Below are 18,093 nucleotides of genomic sequence, written 5' to 3'. Positions count from 1 at the left end.
CGGGCTTGTCGACGACCGGCAGCATCTCCTTGGGAGTGGCCTTGGTGGCCGGCAGGAACCGGGTGCCAAGACCCGCCGCGGGAATGACAGCCTTGCTGATCCTGGGGTGCGACTGAGTCATGCCCGCCACCATAACCGGTGCCTTTGCAGGAATCTGTGGCTCTGATGGTTGACCCTTTATGACTGCGTTGAACAATCAAGAAGGGCGCGGGACGACCCGTGGAACACGACGGACGCAACGGCGAGCCTGACAAGCGAATGTTGCGGCGACAGCTCCTCGCGGTGAGGAACAGGTTGCCACCGGATGACGCCGGCGCAACAGGGCGCGCGCTGGCGGAGCGCGCGCTGGGGCTGCCCGAGCTGGCGCGTGCGCGCACGGTGGCGGCGTACGTCTCGGTGGGGAGCGAGCCCGGCACGCGCGCGCTGCTGGACGCGCTGCGCGCGCGAGGCGTACGGGTCCTGCTCCCGGCGCTCCTGCCGGACAACGACCTGGACTGGGGCGAGTACACCGGCCCGGACTCCCTCGCGCGGGTCCGGCACGGCGGGAGGATGGCGCTCTGGGAGCCCGCGGGCACGCGCCTCGGGCCGGATGCCGTGACGGGCGCCGACGTGGTCCTGCTGCCCGGACTCGCGGTGGACGCGCGCGGGATGCGCCTGGGCCGCGGCGGAGGGTCGTACGACCGCGTCCTGGCCCGTCTGGAGCGTGCGGACGCGCGCCCCCGGCTCGTGGTACTGCTGTACGACACGGAGGTCGTCGCGCGTGTCCCGGCGGAGGCGCACGACCGGCCGGTGCACGCGGTGGTGACGCCTTCGGGCGTGCGCCGCTTCCCGAGCGCCTGACGGGGCATCCGCGCGCCCTGCCGCCTGTACGGGAACGGCCCTCCACGCGCGCGTGGAGGGCCGTTCCCGGCTGCCGTGCCGTCAGGGGTTCACGGCTTGAGGACGAGTGTGTCGCCGGTGCTCTTGTCGACGGCGGCGGCCGAGTACGACCAGGGCAGCAGCTCGCCCTTGGCCCACTTGCCCGTCTGGTCCGTGTAGTGCGCGCTGAAGGCGTGCCCGGAGGCGCCGGTCAGGTTGATCCACCTGGACTTGTCGAGGTCGGCGAGGTTGACGACCATCCGCATCGACGGCACCCACACGACGCCGTAGCCGCCCGCGGCGTTCCAGCCGGTGGCGTTGACCGTGGCCTCGCCGCCGCTGAGCTTCCAGGGTCCGCGGTTGAGGATGTACTGGAGGATCTGGGGACCGTCGGTGCCGAGCGTCTGGTTCTTCAGGAACAGGCGGTGCAGCCGGCCCCAGTTCCAGGTGTCGATGTCCTTGCCGAGCTTGGCGGTCAGCTCCCAGCGGGCGTCGATCATGGCGCGGGCGAAGAGCTGGTCCATGTTGGTCGCGGCGGGGCGGGTGCCCGACTTGGGCGTCTTCCACCAGTCGCTGTCCGGCTTGTCCATCAGGTTGCGCACGACCTCGAACCAGCGGTCGCCGCCGTCCGGCTGCGCCTGGTCGGCCTCGCGCTCGCCGCACTCGCGCACCTTGGTGTTGTCGTCGACCGGGCCGGTGCTGTCGATCTTGTCGACCCACAGGCACTGTCCCTTGACGCGCAGCTCCTTGGGGAGCTTGTTGCCGAAGGCGAGCTTGAGGATGTTGCGCCACACGGCGTTGAAGTAGGCGGCCGCCGCGGAGTCCGACTCCTGGGTGTAGTCCCAGCCCTCCAGGAGCTTCTGCGCCTGGCGGACGTTCTTGTCGTCGAGGTTGAGCTTCAGCAGCCGCGGCACCAGGAGCTTGGCGATCTCGCTGCTGTTGTCCAGCTGCATCTGCCGCATGTCGTCGGTGGAGATCTTGCCGCCGTCCTTGATCTTGGACTCGATCAGGTCGGTGATGCGCTGGCTGCGGGTGCCGTAGCCCCAGTCGGTGGTGAGCGTGTACGGGTACTTGTCCTTGTCCACCACGGCCTGGTTGGCGGTGACGATGTAGCCGCGCTTGGGGTCGAACTCGTAGGGCAGTTCGTCCTGCTTGATGAAGCCGGTCCAGCGGTACTTCGACTCCCAGCCCGGCGCCGGGACGGAGCCGTCGTCCACCGCGGAGCGCGTGGGGATCCTGCCGGGCAGCGTGTAGCCGATGTGGCCCGCGGTGTCGGCGTAGACCAGGTTCTGCGAGGGCACGTCGAACAGGGCCGCCGCCTGGCGGAACTCGCTCCAGTTCGAGGCCCTGTCGAGGGCGAAGACGGCGTCCATGGAGGTGCCGGGGTCGAGCGCGGTCCACCGCAGGGCGACACCGTAGCCGTCACCGCGGTCGGGGGCGGCGGTGTTGACCGTGGCCTTCCTGCCGACCTGGACGAGTTCGTCGTCACGGTCGGACAGCAGCGGCATGCCGTCCTGGGTCTGGCGGACGACGATCGTCTTGGCCGAGCCCCCGGCGACGTCGATGGTCTCCTCACGGGTCTGGAAGGGCCGGACCTTGCCGTCGTAGAGGTAGCCGTTCGCGGTCACCTTCTCCAGGTAGAGGTCGGTGACGTCGACCCCGGAGTTGGTCATGCCCCAGGCGATGTCGGCGTTGTGACCGATGATCACACCGGGCATGCCGGCAAAGGTGTAGCCGGTGACGTCGTACTGGCACGTGCTGGAGACGGAGCGGCAGTGCAGGCCCATCTGGTACCAGACGCCCGGCAGGGACGCCTCCAGGTGCGGGTCGTTGGCCAGCAGCGGCTTGCCGGTGATGGTGTACTTCCCGGAGACGACCCAGGAGTTGGAGCCGATCCCCTGGCCGTTCACGCCGACGGCGGTCGGCAGGTTGTCCAGGGCGTTGTAGAGGCCCCCCAGCTGGCTCGTGAGCGACGAACCGGTCCGGGCCGAGGCCGAGGAGCCGGTCGTCCCCGCCGTGCCCGCGGAGGCACCCCTGGCGCCCGTCGTGCCGGTCGTCCCCGCCGTGCCCGTCGTGCCGGTGCCCGTCGTGCCCGTGGCGCCGCTCTGCCGGAAGGACTTGGTCAGCTCGCTGTACTGGCCTTCCTGGACGATCGGCCTGTTGCGGCCGTAGGGGTAGTCCGGGTACAGGTCCCGGATCTGCTGCGGGCCGAGGCGGCTGGTCATCAGCGCGCGGTCGATCTCGTCCTGCATGTTGCCGCGCAGGTCCCAGGCCATCGCCTTCAGCCAGGAGACCGAGTCGACCGGGGTCCACGGCTGCGGCTTGTAGTCGTTGGTGAGGCCGAGGGCCGCGTACTCCAGGGAGATGTCCTTGCCGTTCTTGCCCTGGAGGTAGGCGTTGACGCCCTTGGCGTAGGCGTCCAGGTACTTCTTCGTGGACGCCGACAGCTTGGTGTCGTACTCCTGCTTGGCGATCCGGTCCCAGCCGAGGGTGCGCAGGAGCTCGTCGTTCTTGACCTGGCTCTTGCCGAACATCTCCGACAGGCGCCCGGAGGTCATGTGCCGGCGCACGTCCATCTCGTAGAACCGGTCCTGCGCCTGGACGTAGCCCTGCGCCATGAACAGGTCCTGGTCGGACGAGGCGTAGATCTGCGGGATGCCGTTGCCGTCCCGCTTGACGTCGACCGGCCCGGACAGGCCCTGGAGCGTGATCGAACCCGTGGTCTGCGGGAAGGAGGCGCGCACGGTGCTGACCGACCAGTACGCCCCGTAGGCGATGCCTCCGATGAGGGCCAGGACCAGCACCAGCACGATCAGACGGGCTCTGCGCCCCTTCTTCCTGCCGGACTTGGCGGGCGCGGCACCGGTGGTGGCGGTGTCACCCGTTGTGGCGGTGGTGTTCGGGGGCATCGCTGTCCTTGCTGTCCTAACGCGAGCGGCAGGTCGGGCTGTGACTTTGAATGAGCGCTGGAGCAACCATAGGCGCAGGGCCCTGTCCCGCTTGACGCGGAGTGGGGAACCAGCGTGTACGAACGTTCGATCCTGCCCCGGCGAGCGTCAAGAAAGCGTCAAGAGTTAGGTAAGGTAACGAAGTACTTGGGTGCGGTGCGCCGCAGCCTCGGGTCTTGTGTACGTGAGTTCGCGCGCGCGGCGCGCGGGCCAAGGAAGGGAACCGCCGCTGACTGTTCACCACCTCGACCAGCTCCTGCTCGTCTGCTCCCTGGTCCTGCTCGTCGCCGTCGCGGCCGTCCGGATCTCCTCCCGCAGCGGGCTGCCCAGCCTGCTCGTGTACCTGGGGATCGGCATCCTCATGGGCCAGGACGGCGTGGGGCACATCCACTTCAGCAGCGCCGCGATGACCCAGGTCATGGGGTACGCGGCCCTGGTCGTGATCCTCGCCGAGGGCGGTCTCGGCACGAAGTGGAAGGAGGTTCGGCCGGTTCTGGCGTCCGCCTCCGTCCTGGCGACGGTCGGCGTCGCCGTCAGTGTGGGCGTCACCGCGGCGGGCGCGCACTACCTGGTCGGGCTGGAGTGGCGGCAGGCCCTCATCATCGGCGCGGTGGTGTCCTCGACGGACGCGGCGGCGGTCTTCTCCGTCCTGCGCAGAATCCCCCTCCCCGCGCGCGTGACGGGCACGCTGGAGGCGGAGTCCGGCTTCAACGACGCCCCGGTGGTCATCCTGGTCGTGGCCTTCTGCACCGCCGGCCCGGTCGAGCACTGGTACGTCCTGCTGGGCGAGATACTCCTGGAGCTGGCCATCGGCGCCGCCATAGGGCTCGCGGTGGGCTGGGCCGGGTCCTGGGGGCTCAAGCACGTGGCCCTGCCCGCCTCCGGCCTCTACCCGATCGCCGTCATGGCCATCGCCGTCACGGCGTACGCCGTAGGCGCCCTGGGACACGGCAGCGGCTTCCTGGCCGTGTACCTGGCCTCGATGATGCTCGGCAACGCCAAGCTCCCGCACTGGCCCGCCACGCGCGGCTTCGCCGAGGGGCTCGGCTGGATCGCGCAGATCGGCATGTTCGTCCTGCTCGGCCTGCTGGTCACCCCGCACGATCTGGGCGACGACGTCTGGCCCGCGCTGGTCATCGGACTGGCCCTGACCATGGTCGCCCGCCCGCTGAGCGTGGTCCTCAGCCTCGCGCCGTTCCGCGTGCCGTGGCAGGAGCAGACGCTGATGTCGTGGGCGGGCCTGCGCGGTGCCGTACCCATCATCCTCGCGACCATCCCGATGGTGAACGGCGTCACCGGCAGCCGCCGCATCTTCAACATCGTCTTCGTCCTGGTCGTGGTCTACACCCTGGTGCAGGGGCCGACCCTTCCCTGGCTGGCCCGCCTGCTGCGGCTGGGCGAGAAGGGCGAGGCCGCCGACCTCGGCATCGAGTCCGCACCCCTGGAGCGGCTGCGCGGACACCTGCTGTCCGTCTCGATCCCCGAGGGTTCCCGGATGCACGGTGTGGAGGTGGCCGAGCTGCGGCTGCCGACCGGGGCCGGCGTCACGCTCGTCGTCCGCGAGGAAAAATCGTTCGTGCCGCTGCCGACGACGGTGCTGCGCCGGGGCGACGAACTGCTGGTCGTCACCACCGACCAGGTGCGCGACGCGGCGGAGCGGCGCCTGCGCGCGGTCGCCCACGGCGGCAAGCTGGCGGGGTGGCTGGGCACGAACGGAGCGGCCGCCGGACGGTGAGCCCCGGGCGGCGGCGTTACCAGTACGTTTCAGGCGATTCACACCGACCCCAATCACAGGTGAACAGCCCTGTGGTGCTCGGTTTCACAGGCGCACAAGCCCTTGATCCCTGTAGGATGAAGGCACCCTGATCGAACCAACTCTGCCTGATGCAGAGCTGGCGCGACCGTATGGCGGCCGGAACGCCCTTTCGCAGAGGCACCGGTATCTACCGCAGTTCCGCGCAAGAGGACAGCTCTCGGCGCCCCCGCACGGGCGCGCTACCAGGCGGAAGAAAGGCACGGGCCGTGGAATCCACGGTCACCACCGAGCCGGCGCAGAACCCGTCGGCGCCGTCCCGCCCGGGATACGGACAGCTGCTGCGCACCCGCGGCGCCTGGACGTTCCTGCTCCCCGGTTTCGCGGCGCGCCAGCCGTTCGCGATGCTCACGATCTCGATCGTGCTGCTCGTGCAGCACACCACCGGCTCCTACGGTGCGGCGGGCGCCGCCGCGGCCGCGACCGGGGTCTCCATGGCGCTCTTCGCGCCGTACAGCGGTCGCCTCGCCGACCGCTACGGCCAGCGCGCCGTCCTGATCCCCGGCGTGCTGGTGCACACGCTGTCGGGGCTGTCCCTGACGGCGCTCGCGCTGGCGCACGCGCCGCTGTGGGCGCTGTTCCTGGCGGCCGTGCCGACGGGCGCCTCGGTGCCGCAGGTCGGCCCGATGGTGCGGGCGCGCTGGGGCGTGAAGCTCCAGGGCTCGCCCCTGATGGCCACCGCGGCGGCCTTCGAGTCGGTCACGGACGAGCTGACCTTCGTCTTCGGTCCCCTGCTGGCGACCGCGCTGTGCACCGGTGTGACCCCGGCGGCGGGGCTGGTCACGGAGGGCGCCCTGACGCTCGTCGGCGGCCTGCTGTTCGCCGCGCAGAAGAGCACCCAGCCGCCGGTCACCGCGGACGACGGGCACGCGCGCGTGGAGCACGCGTCCGCGCTGCGTGTGCCGGGCGTACGCGTGCTGGTCGTCACCTTCCTCGGCATCGGATCCGTCTTCGGCGGCATGCAGGTGTCGCTCGCGGCCTTCACCGAATCGATCGGCGAGCCCGGCCTGAACGGCGTCCTGTACGGCGTCTTCGCCGCGGGAAACATGCTGTCCGGCATCGCCTGCGGCGCGATCGCGTGGAAGGCAGCGCCGCAGCGCAGGCTGGTCGTCGGCTACACCGGGCTGGCGATCGTCGCGTCCGCGCTGTGGACGGCCCACTCGGTGCTGCTGCTCGCGGGCCTCGGCCTGCTGGTCGGCATGTGCATCGCGCCGGCGCTGATCACCGGCTACACGCTGGTCGAGGGCCTGGTCCCGGCCGGCGCCCGCACCGAGGCCTTCACCTGGCTGACCGGTGCCGTCGCCCTCGGGCAGGCGGCCGCGGTCACGGCCGCGGGGCAGCTGGAGGACCGGCTGTGGGACGGCGCCGGATTCCTGGTCCCGGCCGCCGGCACGGTGCTCGCGCTGGTGACCCTGCTGGTGCTGCGGTCCCGGCTGGTCGCGCGGCAGCGGAACGTCACCGTCGCACGTGGCGTCGGTCACCGCGTGCCGGTGACGGTGGACTGATCCCCGGGAATGCGTCACTATGGACCGTCGTTAGCACTCATCGAGTGAGAGTGCCAGGAGGAAGACAGTGCCGACCTACCAGTACCAGTGCACCGAGTGCGGCGAGGGCCTCGAGGCGGTGCAGAAGTTCACCGATGACGCCCTGACCGAGTGCCCCAGCTGCGGTGGCCGCCTGAAGAAGGTGTTCTCCGCGGTCGGCATCGTCTTCAAGGGCTCCGGCTTCTACCGCAACGACTCGCGCGGATCCTCGTCGAGCAGCAGCCCGGCGTCGAAGCCGTCCGGCTCGTCGTCGTCCACCACGTCTTCGTCGTCCTCGACGTCGTCGTCGGACTCGAAGCCGTCCTCCTCCTCGTCGAGCAGCACCAGCAGCTCCGCCGCCTGATCCCGCTCGCACCGCACCCTGCCGTCACACGACGGCAGGGCTTTCGGCACCTCCGGGCACGGACTCCCCCGCTGTTCCGCCTGCGGCTAGTGTGCTGACCATGGCGAACGCAGAGATCGGCGTAGTCGGCGGTTCAGGCTTCTACGCGTTCCTGGAGGACGTGACCGAGGTCCAGGTGGACACCCCCTACGGGCCGCCCAGCGACTCCCTCTTCCTCGGCGAGATCGCCGGCCGGCGGGTCGCCTTCCTGCCCCGGCACGGCCGCGGCCACCACCTTCCCCCGCACCGCATCAACTACCGCGCCAACCTGTGGGCGCTGCGTTCCCTCGGCGTCCGGCAGGTGCTCGGCCCGTGCGCGGTGGGCGGACTGCGCGCCGAGTACGGCCCCGGCACCCTGCTCGTGCCGGACCAACTGGTGGACCGTACGAAGTCCCGGGCGCAGACGTACTTCGACGGACTGCCGCTGCCCGACGGCACGGTGCCGAACGTCGTGCACGTCTCCATGGCCGACCCCTACTGCCCCACCGGGCGGGCCGTCGCGCTGAAGGCGGCGCGCGGGCGGGAGTGGGAGCCAGTGGACGGCGGCACGCTGGTGGTGGTCGAGGGCCCGCGCTTCTCGACCCGCGCAGAATCGTTGTGGCACCAGGCGCAGGGCTGGTCGGTCGTGGGCATGACCGGTCACCCGGAGGCGGCGCTCGCCCGGGAGCTGGAGCTGTGCTACACGACGCTGACCCTGGTCACCGACCTCGACGCGGGTGCCGAGACCGGCGAGGGCGTCTCGCACGAGGAGGTGCTGGAGGTCTTCGCCGCCAACGTGGACCGGTTGCGCGGCGTGCTGTTCGACGCGGTGGCGGCCCTGCCGGAGACCGGTGCGCGGGACTGCCTGTGCGTGAACGCGCTCGGCGGGATGCACCCGGGCTTCGAACTGCCGTAAGGGCGCCGGCGCCTTCGCTCAGGCCCTGTGGACAACCGGGCGGAACGGCCCGTTCGGGTGGCCGAGTTGTCCACAGCACGTCCGTCATCCACCGTCTGCGACGCGGTTCGGCGCGATGCCTCATCGTGGCGTCCAGTCCGAATTCCTCGTCGTAGGCGGTGGTCTCCCATGCCGTGGTCCTCCTCGCCCTCCTCGTTCCCGCCTCCCCTGCGCCTCCCGCGTCCGCTGGGCACGGACGCCCCCGCGACCTGTGAGGTCCCGCAGTTCCCTCCGGTGTGGGTGCGCGGCGGGCGCTACCAGCTGCAACGGCTCGCGCGGCACCGCAGGCGGGCCATCGCGGCCGGCCTCGCGGTGACCGCGGCCGCCCTCGTGGCCGCCGGGCCGCGCACGACGGCCGAGCCGCACCGCGCGGACCAGGCCCGCGGGCACCCGGCGACGGTGCCCGCTCGCCGCCACCCGTCGGCCGACATGGTCACGGCACCCGTGCGGATCGCCGACGCCGCCACGGTCCGGCTGCTGCGTCCCGGCGACCGCGTCGACGTGATCGCCGCGGAGGACCCGTCGGCCGGCGGTGTCGCCCGGGTGCTCGCGCGGGGGGTGCGGGTGAGCGGCGTGCCCGAGCCGGTGGACGGCGCGGCCGAGAGCGGCGCGTTGGTGGTGTTGTCGGTGCCCCGTGCCGCGGCGGCCGGACTCGTGGGCGCGAGCGCCACGGCACGCCTGGCGGTGACGTTGTGCTGAACCAGCTGGGACACTTTGCCGGCGGCTCGCTGTCAAGTCGCTCGATCGAGCGATCGAGTTGGACAGGATGGGCGCATCGTGCCGTAGGTTGCGGAGCGTTTCGTTCCACAGCCTGTGCATGCGAGGAGAGTCCCCGAGGTGAGCGCGAAGAAGGAACCGAGCGTCTGGCAGGGCTTCAAGGCCTTCCTGATGCGCGGCAACGTCGTCGATCTGGCAGTCGCGGTGGTCATCGGCGCGGCCTTCACGAACATCGTGAACTCGGTGGTGAAGGGGGTCATCAACCCGCTGGTCGGCGCGATCGGCACGCAGAACCTGGATCACTACAGCACCTGTCTGAAGGATCCCTGCCAGGTGGCCGCGGACGGCACGGTCAAGAGCGGCGTGCCGATCCTGTGGGGCTCCGTCGTCGGCGCCACGCTGACCTTCGTGATCACCGCGACGGTCGTGTACTTCCTGATGGTCCTGCCGATGTCGAAGTACCTCGCCCGGCAGGCGGCGCAGAAGTCCGCGCGGGAAGGCACGAAGGAGGTCGTCGAGGTGTCCGAGCTGGAGGTGCTCAAGGAGATCCGCGACGCGCTGGTCGCGCAGCGCGGCTCGGGCCACGACGCGCGCTAGCGGCGCCGCCGCGGCCGGTTCACAGGTGGTGGGGCGGCTTCTCGTCGAGGAAGCGCTTCAGGTCGGCGGCGCTGTCGCCCTCCGCGCGCTCGCCCCACCCGCGGTCGGTGTCGTCCGAGGACTGCTGGTCCAGCGGATCGTCGAAGACCAGCGCGGGCTTCGGTTCGGGCGGCTCGGGCGCGCGGACGGTACTCATGCCTCAAGAGTACGGTCCCGCTCCCGGCGGCCTTCCGGAGTGCTCCGCGCGGACGCACACCTCGCCCGCTGGTAAACGCCTCCACAAGCTTTCGGGCCGGATTTCTGCTGTCCTGGGAGGCATGACGTCGAGCTCCGCTCCCGCACCCGCCTCCCCGGGCGCACCCCAGCCCCCCGGACATCTGCGACGCCTCACCGCGCGCGGGCGCCACGAGGCGCACCGGGTCTCCTCTCCCCTTGAGCTGTTCTTCGACCTGTGCTTCGTGGTGGCGATCGCGCAGGCGGGCGTCCAGCTGGTGCACGCCCTCGCCGGAGGCCACGCGGGCAGCGGGATCCTCGACTACGCCATGCAGTTCTTCGCCGTCTGGTGGGCCTGGATGAACTTCACCTGGTTCGCCTCGGCGTACGACAACGACGACGCGCTCTACCGGGTCGTCACACTGGTGCAGATCGCGGGCGTCCTGGTGCTGGCCGCCGGCGTCTCCCGGGCCTTCCAGCAGCACGACTACCTGGTGGTCTGGCTGGGCTACCTGATCATGCGGCTGGCCATGGCCACGCAGTGGCTGAGAGCCGCCAGATCCGCCGCGGGCCCGGAGCGGACCACGGCGCTCCGTTACGCGTGCGGTGTGCTGCTGTGCCAGGTCGGCTGGCTCGGTCTGGTGGTGCTGCCCGGGCCTGCCCGGCCCTGGGTGTTCCTGGTGATGGCGATCGCGGAGATGTGCGTGCCGCTGTACGCCGAGCAGCACCACGAGACGTCCTGGCATCCGCATCACATCGCCGAGCGGTACGGGCTGTTCACCATCATCGTGCTCGGCGAGACGGTCTCCGCGGCGACGATCGCCGTGAAGTCGGCCGTGGACGAGCACAGCGCGTTGGGCGAGTTGCTGCCGATCGCGGCGGGCGGCCTGCTGATCGTCTTCTCCGCGTGGTGGATCTACTTCGTGGTACCCATCCACGGCCGCCTGCGGGACAACGGTCAGGCGTTCCTCTGGGGCTACGGCCATTACCTGATCTTCGCCTCGGCCGCGGCCGTCGGCGCCGGTCTGGAGGTCGCGGTGGAGCACGCGGTCGGCAAGACCCACCTCTCCGCCCTGTCCGCCTCGGCGGCGGTGACCCTGCCCACGGCGCTGTATCTGCTGACCGTCTGGGCGCTGCACTCGCGGCACTTCAAGGTCGGCATCGCCCAGCAGATGGTCATGCCGGTCACGGCGCTGCTGGTGGTCTGCTGCACCTTCCTGGGCGGCTGGGCGGTGCCGGCGGCCGGGCTCGTGTGCGCGGCGGCCGTGGCGACCGGCACGGCCCTGACGGCGCGCACGGGCCGCCGGGAGCGCGCGGGGGGTGTGACGGCGCCGGCCGGCTGAGCCCTCGCCGTCGCCGGCCGGCACCGCGGCGGACGGCCCGGCGGCGGACGGGCGAGCCACACTTGCCCCCATGACAGTTGACGCATTGACCGACGTCGCCGGAGTGCGGGTGGGCCACGCCACCCGCCGCGGGGACGGCTGGCTCACCGGTACCACGGTCGTCCTCGCCCCCGAGGGCGGCGCCGTCGCCGCCGTGGACGTGCGCGGCGGCGGCCCCGGCACCAAGGAGACCGACGCGCTCGACCCGCGCAACCTGGTGCAGCGGGTCGACGCGATCGTGCTGACCGGGGGCAGCGCGTACGGGCTGGACGCGGCGTCCGGCGTGCTGGCCTGGCTGGAGGAGCGGGGCCGGGGGGTGCGGGTGGGGCCCGACCCCGAGCACGTCGTGCCGGTCGTGCCCACCGCGTGCCTCTTCGACCTGGGACGCGGGGGGACCTTCCGGGCGCGGCCCGACGCGGCCACGGGGCGCGCGGCGGTCGAGGCCGCGGCGGCGACGGCACCGGGCGCCCGGGTGCCGCAGGGCTGTGTCGGGGCCGGCACGGGCGCCGCGGCCGGACGGCTCAAGGGCGGGGTGGGCACCGCGAGCACGGTGCTCGACTCGGGGATCACCGTGGCCGCCCTGGCCGTCGTGAACGCCGCGGGCGCGGTGGTGGACACCGGTTCGGGGGCGCTGTACGGGGACTTGCTGCTGCAGGGACGGGTGGAGTATCCGCGGGAGCACGTGGTGCAGGCCGCGCGTCGCCGGCTCGACGAAGCCGCCGCCGGGAGCGCCCCGCCCCCGCTGAACACCACGCTGGCGGTGGTCGCGACCGATGCCGACCTCTCCAAGGCGCAGGCGCAGAAGCTGGCGGGAACGGCGCACGACGGGATCGCCCGCGCCGTACGGCCGGTACACCTCCTGCACGACGGGGACACGGTGTTCGCGCTGGCGACCGGAGCGCGCCCGCTCGACGGGCACCCCCTGGCACTCAACGACATCCTGGCCGCCGGCGCGGACCTCGTGACGCGCGCGATCGTCCGGGGCGTGCGCGCGGCCGAGTCGGTCGAGGGGCCGGGCGGAGTGTGGCCGTCGTACGCGGAGTTGTACGGGGGGTTCCACGGCGAGTCGTGAGGGGAGCGGCAGCGGGGCTGGATTGTCGCGGTTCTGTCACGTGATGGCGTTGGTGGACGTTCGCGGGAACCTTGGCGGGCGTCCGCGCACTCCTTCTTCACGCACTGGAACGGATCACGCACAATCACATGAACCTGGAGCAGCCCGTGACAACGCCGGACATTGCAGCGCGGCGCGTACTGGGGGCCTGTGCCGCCCTGATGGTCGGCACCCTCACCCTGACCGCCTGCGGTGGCAGCGCCAACGCCACCGACGACAAGGGCGGCAAGGACTCCCCCAAGACACCGGCGGCGCAGATCGTGATCTCGGCGAAGGACGGCTCGACCGGCGCGTCCATCAACGCCACCGGTGTGAAGGTCAGCGACGGCAGGCTGACCGAGGTGAAGATGACCGTGCCGGGGTCCGGGCAGACCGTGGCCGGGGCGATATCGGCGGACGGCACCAGCTGGAAGCCGAAGGAGCAGTTGGACCGCGGGACCAAGTACGAGATAGACGCGACCGCCAAGGACGCCAACGGGCGTATCACGGCGGTCAAGTCGACCTTCACCACCGTCACCACGGCGAACAGCTTCATCGGCTCCTACACGCCGGACAACGGCAGCACGGTCGGGGTGGGCATGCCGGTGTCGTTCACGTTCGACAAGGCGATCAGCGACAAGAAGACCGTGCAGTCGCACATCACGGTCGACTCCAGCAGCGGCCAGCAGGTGGTCGGGCACTGGTTCGGGGACCAGCGGCTGGACTTCCGCCCCCAGGAGTACTGGAAGGCCGGTTCCAAGGTCACCCTGAAGATCGACCTGGACGGGGTCCAGGGCACGAAGGGTGTCTACGGGGTGCAGAAGAAGACCGTCTCCTTCACCGTCGGACGGTCGCAGGTGTCCACCGTCGACGCCAACACGCAGACGATGACGGTGGTGCGGGACGGCAAGACGTTCAAGACCATCCCGATCTCCACCGGCAGCCCGGACCACACCACGTACAACGGGCAGATGGTGATCTCCGAGAAGTACACGCAGACGCCCATGGACAGCCGGACGGTCGGCCTGGGCAACGCCTACAACATCCCGGACGTGCCGCACGCGATGCGGCTGACGACGTCGGGGACGTTCATCCACGGCAATTACTGGTACAACCCGAGCAACCCGCCGTTCGGCCGTGAGGGCACCAGCCACGGCTGCGTCGGCCTGGCGGACGTGCAGGGCGGGCAGGGGGCCACGTCGGCCAAGTGGTTCTTCGACAACTCGCTCATCGGGGACGTCGTGATCGTGAAGAACTCCCCCGACAGCACCGTCGCCCCGGACAACGGGCTGAACGGCTGGAACATGTCGTGGAGCGCCTGGACCGCGGGAAGTGCCGTCTGACCGGCAAGTTTTGACGTGCCGTGGGGCCGCGCGGGAACTTCTCGCGCGGTCCGCGCGTTTTCCCGCCGTACGTTTTCTCGGTTCCCGGACACGATGTCCGACCGAGGAGCTACGGTATGCACCCACAAGGTGACATGCAGCAACGCCGGGAGATGTCTTGAGCGTTCCGTACGAGACGGCAGCGTACGAACCAGCCGAGTCGCCCGAGTCTCCGGAGGAGCATCTCGCGCGACTCCTCGGCCGTGCCCTGAACTCCTTCGAGCTGCCAGACGAGGTGCTGAGGCAGCTCGACCACGCCCTGGCGTACGACAGTTCGCTGCACTCCGCGTACCACAGCGCGGGGCTGCACCGGGAGACGTACCGGCACACCTGGCTGCTCGCCGACGGCTCGGCGCTCACCCTGTGGGAGCTGGTCCACAACCCCGGGCCGGGCAGCGCCCCGGACCACGAGGTGTACGTCGACGACGAGGAGCTGCAGGCGGCCATGGCACGGCTCGGAGTGCCGCCCCAGGCACCGGAGTTCGAGCTGCCCGCGCTGATGCGGCTGTGGGCGATCCCCGAGCCGCGGCACGTGTTCGTCTCCGACGACTCGGCGGACCACGCGCGCCGGCTGCTGCGCCGCGCGGAGAACCCTGACCGCCCCGGCGCGGAGACGGCCGCGCTGCTGGCGACGGCGACCGCGCACGAGATCACCCAGGCGTTCGGGCGCCCGGGACGGGCCGGACGCGCGGGCCTGAGCTACGCGCTGTACGAGCACGCGTTCCTACTGGCGGACAAGAGCGAGATCTCCCTGTGGGAGGTCGAACACACGGCGACGCCCGACGGACGGCACATGTGCGAGGTCTACATGTCGGAGGACGAAGCCCGCGACGCCATGGAACGGCGCGCGGCGCGGCAGGGGTAGCGGGCGTGCGGTGCGCGGTGCGTACGCAGCTGAGGGGGACAGCGGGCGCGGGCGGAGGGGATGGCGAGCACCGGCGCGGTGCGGGCGATGGCCCCGGGGCGTACGTAGGCGGAGCGTGCGGGGCGCGGCAGGCGGCGGCGAGTGCGCGGCGCGCCGGGTCACGGCGATTGCCGGGCCTGGCGGGAGCGGCGGGAGCGAGGCGCGGTACACGGCGGCGAGTGCGCGGTGCAACGGCGGGCGGGGACGGCTCTCGGGCCTGGCGAGAGCGCGGCACGGTGGGGGCGGCGGGCGTGGAGCCGGGCGGGCCGGGGCGAGTGCGGAGCCGGCAGGGGCGGCGAGCGCCGGGGCGTGTGCCGGTGGCTTGGGCGCCGGGCCTTTGCGGTGGGCGGCCGGATGGCGGGCCGTGGCCCCGGTGGGCGGTGTCTCGCCGTCAGCCGCCGGTGAGTCGGCGGGCCAGGCCGGCGAACGCGTCCTGTTCCGCGGGGGTCAGCTCGACGGACTCCAGCGGGGGGCCGACCTGGGCCTGACGCGGCACGGCCGGCAGCGGGGTCGTCGCGCGCCGGGCGGGGAACGGCAGGTCGCCGCGGCCCAGCAGGCGCAGCAGCGTGGCGGTCCAGACGACGGCCGCCGCAGCGAGGACGGCCACGCCGATCAACTGGAGAGTCGGGACGTGCTCAGGCATGCCTCCCAGTACACACCACGGTCCGGGACGTTGGCCCCGGACCGTGACGTATCTCGCAGGTGCCGTGAACAACTCACAGCGAACTAAAGGGACAAGGCGCGGGTGGCGCGGCCGGTGGTCAGGCCGCCACCGGCTGCTTGGTCTCCTTCGGCGCCGTGGGCGCGTTCGCGGCGGGGCCGCCGGCCGTGGACTCGGGGGTCTGCTTGCGCATGCCCTTGAGGAGGACGACCAGGGCCGTGGTGGCGCACACGCCGGCCGCGACGGCGACCAGGTACAGCAGCGGGTTGCCGATCAGCGGGACGACGAAGATGCCGCCGTGCGGAGCGCGCAGGGTGGCGCCGAAGGCCATCGACAGGGCGCCGGTGAGCGCGCCGCCCACCATGGAGGACGGGATGACCCGCAGCGGGTCGGCCGCGGCGAACGGGATCGCGCCCTCGGAGATGAAGGAGGCGCCCAGGACCCAGGCGGCCTTGCCGTTCTCGCGCTCGGTCTGGGTGAACAGCGTGCCGCGGACGGTGGTGGCCAGGGCCATCGCCAGCGGCGGGACCATGCCGGCCGCCATCACCGCGGCCATGATCTTCATCGCGGAGTCAGCGGGGTTGGAGACCGCGATGCCGGCGGTGGCGAAGGTGTAGGCGACCTTGTTGATCGGTCCGCCCAGGTCGAAGCACATCATCAGGCCGAGCAGGGCGCCGAGCAGGATGGCGTTGGTGCCGGTGAGGCCGTTCAGCCAGTCGGTGAGGCCCTTCTGGGCGCTGGCGATGGGTTTGCCGATCACGACGAGCATCAGGAATCCGACGATCGCCGAGGAGATCAGCGGGATCACCACCACCGGCATGATGCCGCGCAGCGCCGCCGGGATCTGCACCTTCTGGATCGCCATCACCACGCCACCGGCGATCAGGCCGGCCGCCAGGCCGCCGAGGAAGCCCGCGTTGATGTCGAGGGCGATCGCGCCGCCGACGAAGCCGGGGACGAGACCGGGGCGGTCGGCCATGCCGTAGGCGATGTAGCCGGCCAGGACCGGGACGAGGAACTTGAAGGCCACGCCGCCGATCTGGAAGAGCAGGGCGCCCCAGCTGCCGGTCTGGGTCCACACGAAGTGGTCCATGACCGACGGTGCCTTGTTGACCTGCCAGCCGCCGATCGCGAAGCCCAGGGCGATGAGGAGGCCGCCCGCGGCGACGAACGGCACCATGTAGCTCACGCCGGACATCAGCCACTTGCGGAGCTTGCTGCCGTAACCCTCGGTGGAGTCGCCCGCACGCTCGACCGGGGTACCGGAGGCGGCGGACGCCGGGGCGCTCGTCTCGCCGCGCGCCGCCTTCTCGCGTACCTCGCCGATGAGTTCGGCGGCGCGGTTGATGCCCGCCTTCACGCCGACGTCGACGGTCGGCTTGCCGGCGAAGCGGTCCTTGTCGCGGACGGGGACGTCGTGCGCGAAGATCACGCCGTCCGCCGCCGCGATCACCTGCGGGTCGAGCCGGGTGAAGCCGGCCGAGCCCTGCGTCTCGACGACCAGCTCGACGCCCGCCTCTCGGCCCGCGTTCTCCAGGGACTCGGCCGCCATGTAGGTGTGGGCGATGCCGGTCGGGCAGGAGGTGACCGCGACGATACGGAAGGGGCGCGCGCCGGAGTCCGAGGCGGAGCCGGCCGCGGGTCCTGGGGCCGGGGCGGCCGTGTCGCCCTGTGCCCGCGCCGTCGTCGTGGCCGTCGTGGCCGCTGCGGCGCCGGCGGAGGCCGCCACCGGCGTCGCAGCGGTGTCCGTGGAGGCGCCCACGGCGCCCTCGGTGGCGCTTTCCGGCGCGTTCGCGCCCCTGGCGCCTTCGCCGATCCCCGCGCCCTCGCCCGCACTCGCGCTCCCGGCGCTCACCGCGCCGTCCGCGCCCTGTCCGGAAGGCTCCGCGTCCGCCCGCGCCATCGAGGGCTTCTCGTCCCCGCGGATCAGCGACGCCGCCGTCTGCGCGTCGGTCACCGCGCGCAGCGCCGAGGTGAACTCGGCGTTCATCAGCTGGCGGGCCAGGGAGGAGAGGATCGTGAGGTGGGCGTCGTCGGCACCTGCCGGGGCCGCGATCAGGAAGATCAGATCGGCCGGGCCGTCCGGGGCGCCGAAGTCGATGCCCGCGGAGCTGCGGCCGAAGGCGAGGGTCGGCTCGGTGACGTGGGCGCTGCGGCAGTGCGGGATGCCGATGCCGCCGTCGAGGCCGGTCGGCATCTGGGCCTCGCGGGCGGCCACGTCGGCGAGGAAGCCCTCCAGGTCGGTCACCCGGCCCTGGGCCACCATGCGCTCGGCGAGGGCACGAGCCGCCGCTTCCTTGGTGTCGGCGGACAGGTCGAGGTCGACCAGGTCCGCGGTGATCATGTCGCTCATCGCGGGCTCCTATGCACGCGTATCGCCCAGGGGAAAGGGTGGGCGGAAAGGGGGACGGGGGTGCGGTGGGGGCGTGGGGCCGACCGGGGGGCGGAGCCGGGGAAACCCCGCCTCCCGGAGACGGCACCCTGGCTCGGCCGGCGGTGCCGCCGGGTGACCGCGGCGAGTAACGGGACTCCCCGCCGCACGGGGGCCGGCCGGACGGCGGCCAGCTGGTTGCCGGCCGGTCGGTGGCCGGCCAGCCCGGTGGCGGCCGGCCGGTTGGCGGCCAGGCGCTCAGGGACCAGTCGAACCGCGGCCGGTCGATCAGGGACC

The 18,093-nt window shown here is 71.8% G+C and carries 15 protein-coding genes and 1 pseudogene; 11 read left to right on the top strand and 5 right to left on the bottom strand.

Going from position 1 to position 18,093, the window contains the following annotated elements; genetic code table 11:
• Positions 1 to 133: pseudogene (locus tag ACZ60X_RS42260) on the bottom strand (UTP--glucose-1-phosphate uridylyltransferase); the annotation flags it as partial.
• 125 nt (positions 134 to 258) lie between these two features.
• Here ACZ60X_RS42260 and ACZ60X_RS42255 point away from each other — a divergent pair.
• A complete protein-coding gene (locus ACZ60X_RS42255) occupies positions 259 to 840 on the top strand; it encodes a 5-formyltetrahydrofolate cyclo-ligase (RefSeq protein WP_469610869.1) in 582 nt (193 codons plus the stop codon).
• An 89-nt stretch (positions 841 to 929) separates the two neighbouring features.
• On the opposite strand, the gene ACZ60X_RS42250 is transcribed toward ACZ60X_RS42255, so the two are convergent.
• On the bottom strand, positions 930 to 3,767 hold the full coding sequence (locus ACZ60X_RS42250; RefSeq protein ID WP_469610856.1) for a penicillin acylase family protein: 2,838 nt from the start codon (positions 3,765 to 3,767) through the stop codon (positions 930 to 932).
• A gap of 223 nt (positions 3,768 to 3,990) precedes the next feature.
• On the opposite strand from ACZ60X_RS42250, the gene ACZ60X_RS42245 reads away from it, so the two are divergent.
• The 6 genes from ACZ60X_RS42245 (at position 3,991) to mscL (ending at position 9,793) form a co-directional block, all read left to right on the top strand.
• On the top strand, positions 3,991 to 5,541 hold the full coding sequence (locus ACZ60X_RS42245; protein ID WP_469610854.1) for a potassium/proton antiporter: 1,551 nt from the start codon (positions 3,991 to 3,993) through the stop codon (positions 5,539 to 5,541).
• 287 nt (positions 5,542 to 5,828) lie between these two features.
• Positions 5,829 to 7,124 carry an MFS transporter gene (locus ACZ60X_RS42240; RefSeq protein ID WP_469610852.1) on the top strand — a complete coding sequence of 432 codons (1,296 nt, stop codon included), beginning with the start codon at positions 5,829 to 5,831 and terminating at the stop codon, positions 7,122 to 7,124.
• A 67-nt stretch (positions 7,125 to 7,191) separates the two neighbouring features.
• Positions 7,192 to 7,506 (top strand): FmdB family zinc ribbon protein, encoded by a 315-nt coding sequence (locus ACZ60X_RS42235; RefSeq protein ID WP_469610850.1) that lies wholly within the window; start codon positions 7,192 to 7,194, stop codon positions 7,504 to 7,506.
• A gap of 100 nt (positions 7,507 to 7,606) precedes the next feature.
• Complete coding sequence (locus ACZ60X_RS42230) at positions 7,607 to 8,440, top strand: S-methyl-5'-thioadenosine phosphorylase (protein WP_469610848.1); 834 nt, start codon at positions 7,607 to 7,609, stop codon at positions 8,438 to 8,440.
• Between the two features lie 168 nt (positions 8,441 to 8,608).
• Positions 8,609 to 9,178 (top strand): hypothetical protein, encoded by a 570-nt coding sequence (locus tag ACZ60X_RS42225; RefSeq protein WP_469610846.1) that lies wholly within the window; start codon positions 8,609 to 8,611, stop codon positions 9,176 to 9,178.
• Between the two features lie 138 nt (positions 9,179 to 9,316).
• Entirely contained in the window at positions 9,317 to 9,793 is a 477-nt protein-coding gene (gene mscL / locus ACZ60X_RS42220) for a large conductance mechanosensitive channel protein MscL (RefSeq protein WP_469610844.1), read from the top strand.
• Positions 9,794 to 9,812: 19 nt separating this feature from the next.
• Here the strand turns inward: mscL and ACZ60X_RS42215 are convergent, their stop codons facing one another.
• A complete protein-coding gene (locus tag ACZ60X_RS42215) occupies positions 9,813 to 9,989 on the bottom strand; it encodes a hypothetical protein (protein ID WP_469610841.1) in 177 nt (58 codons plus the stop codon).
• A 121-nt stretch (positions 9,990 to 10,110) separates the two neighbouring features.
• Between ACZ60X_RS42215 and ACZ60X_RS42210 the strand changes: the two genes are divergently transcribed.
• The 4 genes from ACZ60X_RS42210 to ACZ60X_RS42195 all read left to right on the top strand — a co-directional run bounded on the left by ACZ60X_RS42210 (position 10,111) and on the right by ACZ60X_RS42195 (position 14,725).
• The gene (locus ACZ60X_RS42210) at positions 10,111 to 11,349 is read left to right on the top strand and encodes a low temperature requirement protein A (protein ID WP_469610839.1); all 1,239 of its coding nucleotides are present in this window, start codon (positions 10,111 to 10,113) and stop codon (positions 11,347 to 11,349) included.
• 70 nt (positions 11,350 to 11,419) lie between these two features.
• Positions 11,420 to 12,460, top strand: a complete 1,041-nt coding sequence (locus ACZ60X_RS42205) for a P1 family peptidase (protein ID WP_469610837.1) — start codon at positions 11,420 to 11,422, stop codon at positions 12,458 to 12,460.
• Between the two features lie 146 nt (positions 12,461 to 12,606).
• Positions 12,607 to 13,821, top strand: a complete 1,215-nt coding sequence (locus ACZ60X_RS42200; protein WP_469610835.1) for a L,D-transpeptidase — start codon at positions 12,607 to 12,609, stop codon at positions 13,819 to 13,821.
• A 157-nt stretch (positions 13,822 to 13,978) separates the two neighbouring features.
• Positions 13,979 to 14,725 (top strand): DUF6227 family protein, encoded by a 747-nt coding sequence (locus ACZ60X_RS42195; protein ID WP_469610833.1) that lies wholly within the window; start codon positions 13,979 to 13,981, stop codon positions 14,723 to 14,725.
• Positions 14,726 to 15,155: 430 nt separating this feature from the next.
• On the opposite strand, the gene ACZ60X_RS42190 is transcribed toward ACZ60X_RS42195, so the two are convergent.
• Together ACZ60X_RS42190 and ACZ60X_RS42185 are read right to left on the bottom strand one after the other, a co-directional pair.
• The gene (locus ACZ60X_RS42190; RefSeq protein ID WP_469610831.1) at positions 15,156 to 15,407 is read right to left on the bottom strand and encodes a hypothetical protein; all 252 of its coding nucleotides are present in this window, start codon (positions 15,405 to 15,407) and stop codon (positions 15,156 to 15,158) included.
• Positions 15,408 to 15,525: 118 nt separating this feature from the next.
• Positions 15,526 to 17,778: a PTS fructose transporter subunit IIABC gene (locus ACZ60X_RS42185; RefSeq protein ID WP_469610829.1), complete on the bottom strand. Its 2,253-nt coding sequence runs from the start codon at positions 17,776 to 17,778 to the stop codon at positions 15,526 to 15,528.
• Positions 17,779 to 18,093: the final 315 nt, after the last annotated feature.

It is taken from the genome of Streptomyces sp. NPDC104106 (assembly GCF_055584345.1).
This window is presented reverse-complemented; position numbering and strand designations above follow the sequence as displayed.